The organism is Blastomonas sp. (assembly GCF_041747255.1).
Taxonomy (GTDB): Bacteria; Pseudomonadota; Alphaproteobacteria; order Sphingomonadales; family Sphingomonadaceae; genus Blastomonas.
Map to the genome: position 1 here is coordinate 1 of NZ_JBGTFM010000260.1, position 5,531 is coordinate 5,531.

Sequence of the window (5,531 nt, forward strand, 5' to 3'; positions counted from 1 at the left end):
GGCGAGAATGTCTGGCTGTTCCCCGCTCCCCATTGCCGCAAACGCCAATCCACCTCGCGCCCCTGTTCTGATTTGAGGGTGATGGCGGCTTTCGCCGGGTCAATGCTCTCGACGCGATAGGCTTCGCCGCGTGCAACGCCCTTGTCGGCATAGTCGCGGGTGAACCGAACAACATCGCCCTTGTCGTAACTCATCGGGTCGCGAGCCTCGGCTCGGGTCAGCCCCTTGTTGGCAAGGCTTTGCATGGTGACGACGGGGCCGGTCAACGCGCCGGATTTGGCAAGCGCAGCCCGAATGTCAGCGGTCAGCGTGTCACGCCCTTCGCGCGATGGCTCAATGACAAGGGTTCTGGCACGGCTGGCCTTGTCCAGCTTGGCATATTGATCGGCGATGGCAGCAAAGCGTGTCGAGCGGTCGACATTCTCGATAATCTTGCCGCCGCCCCGGTCCAGCGCAGCAAGGGCCTTGCGAGCGTCCCCTTCGATGGATGCGAGCACGGCGTCTTTGGTCGCCGTATTGGTCTGCCGCACGATCTCGCCCAGCTTCGCGGTCTCCATTCCCGCGCCCTGCAATTGCACAAAGGCCGCGCCTGCTTCGACCGATCCAAGCTGTTTCACGTCACCCACAAGTATGACACGGACGTTCTGCTTCTCCGCCAGGTCGAAGAGTCTGGCTGTATCGCGCGCCGACAACAGCGATGCCTCGTCTACGATCCATGCAGCGGGTTGGCCCTGACTTGGGCGCTCTGGGGATAGCAGATGCCGTGCAACGGTGTCGCTGCGCGCGCCAAGCGCCTCGCCCAATACCATTGCCGCCGATGCAGTCGGCGCAAGCGCGACCACAGGGATGCCCCGCGCTTCGGCCTCGCGCGCAAAGGTCGAAAGAACGGTGGTGGTCTTCGCAGTGCCTGCGTAGCCCTGCAAGGCGGTGATGCGGTTCCGGCTGGTCAAAAGCTGCTCGGTGGCGGCGCGCTGGTCGCCGTTCCAGCCAAAACCCGTCCGCTCGGCCTGCGCCGATGCGTTGGCAACGGCCTTGGCAGCGGCTAGCGGCGATGCGATGGGGGAGAGCGCTCCGCGCCCCTCCGCCTCGATCCGCAGCAACTTGGCCTCGGTTTCGACATTGGCACGGGTGGTGAACCCGGCAAACTCCGCCCCGCGCCGGTCAATATGGGTGCGGTCGATCAACTCGCCCTGTTTGGTTGCCGCCGCAATGGCCTCCCCGATTTGGGCATAGCTGACTTTGCCAAGTCCAACGCGTCCGGCTTCCTCGTGCAAGGCGGCAACGGAAAACACCGATTGCCGTTCGCCTAACTTATCTGCGGCATATGCAACGGCGCGGCTCGCGGCGCTGTCTCCCTGCAATTCCATGGCTGCGCGATGGTCTCTGTTCTCGGCAATAGCCTCGGCCTCTTTGATCATTGCCAGCCTTGCCTCCGGGCCGAATCCGGCTTTGCTCGCGGTATCGCGCCAGTCTGCCACAAGAGTCGCAGGATCGGCTGCAACTTTGGCCTGCCGGGTATCAAGCGCGGCAACCTGCTTTTCGGCGGCGGTGGCATTGTCGCGGGAGGTGCCGCGTTCGCCAAGTGCAGCCTCGATCTCGGCGCTGCGGGTGCTGAATGCTGCCATGACCTCAGGGAAAACACCTTTGATCTCGAACATTGAGCCTTTGCCCACCTCGATTTCATAGCCCAGTTCTCGGACTTTCAGGGCAAGCTCCTGCCGGTAGATCGCACCAATCTGCTTTTGCAATTGGTAGATCGCGCGCGGCTCAAGGCTGCGCCATGTGCCGTCTTCACCCTTGGTGGCGTTGAGAATAACATTGTGGGTGTGAAGTTGCGGGTCTTGGGCGCGGCTGGTGCCGTGCTGGAAGCTGGCGACTACAAGATTGCCGGTCGCTTCACGGTTCACTGCGCCGCCGTCACGGACGCGGGTTGCGGCCATGTGCTCCTCAACATGGGCAAGCGCGGCTTTCACCGCTACGCCATGTGCTACAACCAATCGCCGGTCGCCCGCAACTTCGGCCATGATCGATACGGACTTGGGCGCGCTCAAGGTCACATCCCAACCCGGTCGATGCTCCAAATTGCCGTCGCGGGTCGTACCCAACTGCTGGTCGGCAACCTTGCCGTCCAGCAAGTCGCGAAACTTGTCCCGGTTCACATCGCCTGACAGACCCAGCGCTTCTGCGCCTTTGCCCTGCCATTCTGATGGGGACTCGCCGGCGTCGGCATAATACTCGCCAGCGGATTCATAGTAGCTGGCGGCCTGACCTGAACTGGTCAGCGCGGACACAGATGCGACCATCAGACTGGACCCTCGCTGCCGCTAGGCTTTGTCGTTGGCGAAGCCGCTGGCGTGGTGGTCGATGGCGGTTGCCAATGGGTAGCCCCAATATCTCCCGCCACAAATCCCGGCTGACGGGCAGGGCCGTGCCGCGCGATGTGATCGGCGTTGAGCCTGATCCGCGCCACCGGCAATCCATCGGGAAGCAACAGATAACCCTCGAACTTGGGCAGGCGCAGTTCGCTCTCCAAAATGGCGGGCCGCATTTTGCGTATCTTGCCAAGCGTGGTGCGGGGCTTGTCATCGTCGTCGGCCAGCGCGTCGGTCATTGTCTGGATTTCAACCTCGCATTCGCCAATGGTCTGACTGGCCCAGACACGGGTTTCGCTGTCGATGGTTTGCAGGAACAGCTTGGTGTTGCAGCAGCCCAGCATGGCTTCGGCGATCTTCGGGCCGTAGCGGTGCTGCATCTGGCCCAGCGCCTGAAACGTCAGAATAACCGCCGCACCAAACTTGCGGCCTTCGGGAAGCAACCGCGCCAGATTATCGACGCGCGGCAAGTCGGCGAGTTCGTCGAGCACAAACCAGATTCGCCTATCGGGCGACGGGGGAAGCCCCAGCACGGCGCTGGCCGCGCATTCCAGCCAGCAAGCGAGCAAGGGCTTTGATGCTTCGAAATAGTCCTCTTTGCGGGGTACGAATATCCAAGGCTTTGCGCCTTTCCGCTTGTCCAGCCCGTGGATGAAATCCCTGAACGCGAAGGGCGTGCCACCGCTGCCATCAACCCGCAGAAACTGGATAAGGTCGGCGGCCTTGGCGAGCATGAACAGCACGCTGGCTGTGGCCCGGTCGGCGTCGTCGGCAAACGTCCGGGCCGAAGAACTGCCTGCCAGCCAGGTTTTCAGGTCGTCTTTGGTCCGGTCCTGCAACGCATGTAGCAGCGCGGGCAAGGTGGCGTTGCCTTCGCGCCAGAGTGCCCTGATCATGTTGGCGACAAGGATGCGGCTGGTGTCCAGCCACACGTCGCTGTCATGCTGGCCGATTTCGGTGATGAGCTGGTGAGCGATGCGGTCGGCGTCGGCGGGGTGGGCGATCTCGGCAAAAGGCGACCAATAGGCGCACCGGGCATCGAATGGGTTCAAGATCACGTCGCCGCGCTCGGGCCTGTAGTAATGTGCGACGAACTCGCCGCTCGTGTCATAGACCAAGGCAGCTTCGCCGCGCGCTTCGATGCCCTCGAGCATTTGACGCAAGGCGGTCGTCTTGCCGCTGCCGGTCGTGCCGATCATTGCCATGTGCCGAGTTTCCAGCCTGCGAGGTAGGGGGACAGTGCCGATGGTGAGCGCTCGGGTGTCAGCTTCGGTGGTGGTTAGCTTTCTCAGCGCCGCCTCGGTCGTCACCAAAGTTCCGGCAATCACTCGGTCTCGCAAAGCGCGCTCGCGCCGCTGGGCGATGGCTCCGCGCAACAGCAACAGGCTCGCTAGCCATCCACTAAAGCCAAGCGAGCCGCCCCATATTCCGTAAGCAAAGACGCTGTGCGCTGCGTTGCCGTAATAATGGTGGGCGACAACTGCGCGAGCCGGAACGGCATCTGCTTGGCCGTCCTGACTGATCGTGATCACCGGATCGACCACCGTTCCCTTGGCAAACCACAGTTTGGCGCTAGCGACAGCATATGTTCCCGCTGACTGCATCGCCTGCTGGTCCAAGGCCACATAGGGCGCTGCGACTGCGCCCATAGCAATGGATGCCAGCATAACACCTGCCTGCCGCCGAAAACGTGCAGCCTGATTGTTTCGGTTGTGGCGGCGCAAGGCATCAGCATGGGCGCGCCGGTCGTGAGACTGTTTCATTCCCGGCCCTCCTGCGCTCGCCTGCGCTGTCGGTCATAGGCCGCATTGATTTCGGCGGTGACGGCCTCATCGGTCGCGCGCGCGCCCAGCGCCGCATGGCGCGCATAGCAATAAGCTGCGCAAGCGGTGAACAATGCGCGGTCCAACATCCGCTCAACATCGACCATCCGCGTGCTGACCGATGCTAACTCGGTCACAATCTCGCGGGTGTCGATCTGGTTGCCTGCCTTGTTATCGATGGCCGCAAGGCCCGCGTCCACGACGCGAGCAAGCATCGCATATTCGCTCAATCCATAGCTCTTGGCGAACCCTGCAAGCGCGCGATGACGGGCGGGGGTGAGGCGCACGGTCTGGGCGCGGGAACTCATCGTCCCGCACCTGACGAGATGCTATTCGCCATCGCGAAAAATGGCTGAATTGCTCGGCTCTTGCGATCTGGACTTTGGCGAGATGCTATAAGCATCCCGCCAAACCCGCAGAAATTCGCCATGCACCCGTGCGTGAGGTGTGTATCTAAATTGCTGGCTCGATGCGTAGCATCGCAGCCCCTCAACATTGCCTTTTGGGTTGCCCGGTCAGTCATGGCCAAGTCCTTTCCGGCAGAGCGTGCAGAACGTGGCCGCAGCCTCATCCGCATCGTCAGCGTCAAGGTCAGAAGCGCCCTCCCGGTTTTTACTGGAGATCCAATCTGCGATGATGGCCTTGGCTTTCCTGTCGGCCTTTGCCCTGTCGTAATGCTCATCAATTGGCGGAAGAGATTGCAGGCTGTGCTCCCGGACCCATGACCGAATGACGCCTTCAATCGCCTGTTCCATCTGCTCGCGCAGCGCTTGCGCTTCGAATGGATCAAGGTGCGCGGTAACCCCGGGAGACAGGATCAACCCTCCAAGCGGAATCCAGTGCTTACCGGCAACTTGCGACGGCCCGTCAATCCGGCAACGGGAAATGGTGCCTTGGTGGGTGGCAAGCGGCGGTCGTTCTGCAATATGCCAACCGACAAGCGCAGTGCGATAGGCATCGCCGTCCTCGCCCTCGGCGAGCAGCTTGGTGATCAGCGGCGCGGCATAGCAGGCTATGCGATATTCGGCGGTGAATGACAGTTTGACCTTGCGGTTTTCCCAGATGAAATCGGCAAGCCGATCCATCACGCTGCGGAAAATGGACATAGGAAATCCTTTCGTGAAATCACGACTTTGTGGGTTTGTGATGGCATGGAGATCGCAGGCGCAGGTTGGCCGAACCGATTACCGGAACGGCATCAGCGGGCACCTTCGGCTCAGATGTCGGCCTTCGTCTGCGACAATCGCTTGATGGACTCGGTCGTCAGCAGAGTTCGCCTGGCGATCTTGATCGCATCGAGCCTGCCAGACTTTTGCAGGGAGTAGACCGACGACCG

The 5,531-nt window shown here is 61.8% G+C and carries 4 protein-coding genes; all 4 read right to left on the minus strand.

The window, feature by feature from the left end; translation table 11 throughout:
• The coding region (gene mobF / locus ACEW8G_RS08970) for a MobF family relaxase (RefSeq protein ID WP_373488084.1) at positions 1-2,303 on the minus strand (2,303 nt) is incomplete at its 3' end.
• Complete coding sequence (locus ACEW8G_RS08975; RefSeq protein ID WP_373488085.1) at positions 2,303-4,135, minus strand: type IV secretion system DNA-binding domain-containing protein; 1,833 nt, start codon at positions 4,133-4,135, stop codon at positions 2,303-2,305. The genes ACEW8G_RS08975 and mobF, both read right to left, overlap by 1 nt.
• Positions 4,132-4,503: a hypothetical protein gene (locus ACEW8G_RS08980; protein ID WP_373488086.1), complete on the minus strand. Its 372-nt coding sequence runs from the start codon at positions 4,501-4,503 to the stop codon at positions 4,132-4,134. The genes ACEW8G_RS08975 and ACEW8G_RS08980 overlap by 4 nt, the downstream gene beginning before the upstream one ends.
• 207 nt (positions 4,504-4,710) lie before the next feature.
• Positions 4,711-5,301 carry a hypothetical protein gene (locus tag ACEW8G_RS08985; RefSeq protein ID WP_373488087.1) on the minus strand — a complete coding sequence of 197 codons (591 nt, stop codon included), beginning with the start codon at positions 5,299-5,301 and terminating at the stop codon, positions 4,711-4,713.
• Positions 5,302-5,531: the final 230 nt, after the last annotated feature.

Bases quoted from the DNA above. Each gene is read 5' to 3' on its own strand.
- ACEW8G_RS08980 (WP_373488086.1), bottom strand. From the start codon at position 4,503: ATGAGTTCCCGCGCCCAGACCGTGCGCCTCACCCCCGCCCGTCATCGC.
- ACEW8G_RS08975 (WP_373488085.1), bottom strand. From the start codon at position 4,135: ATGAAACAGTCTCACGACCGGCGCGCCCATGCTGATGCCTTGCGCCGC.
- ACEW8G_RS08985 (WP_373488087.1), bottom strand. From the start codon at position 5,301: ATGTCCATTTTCCGCAGCGTGATGGATCGGCTTGCCGATTTCATCTGG.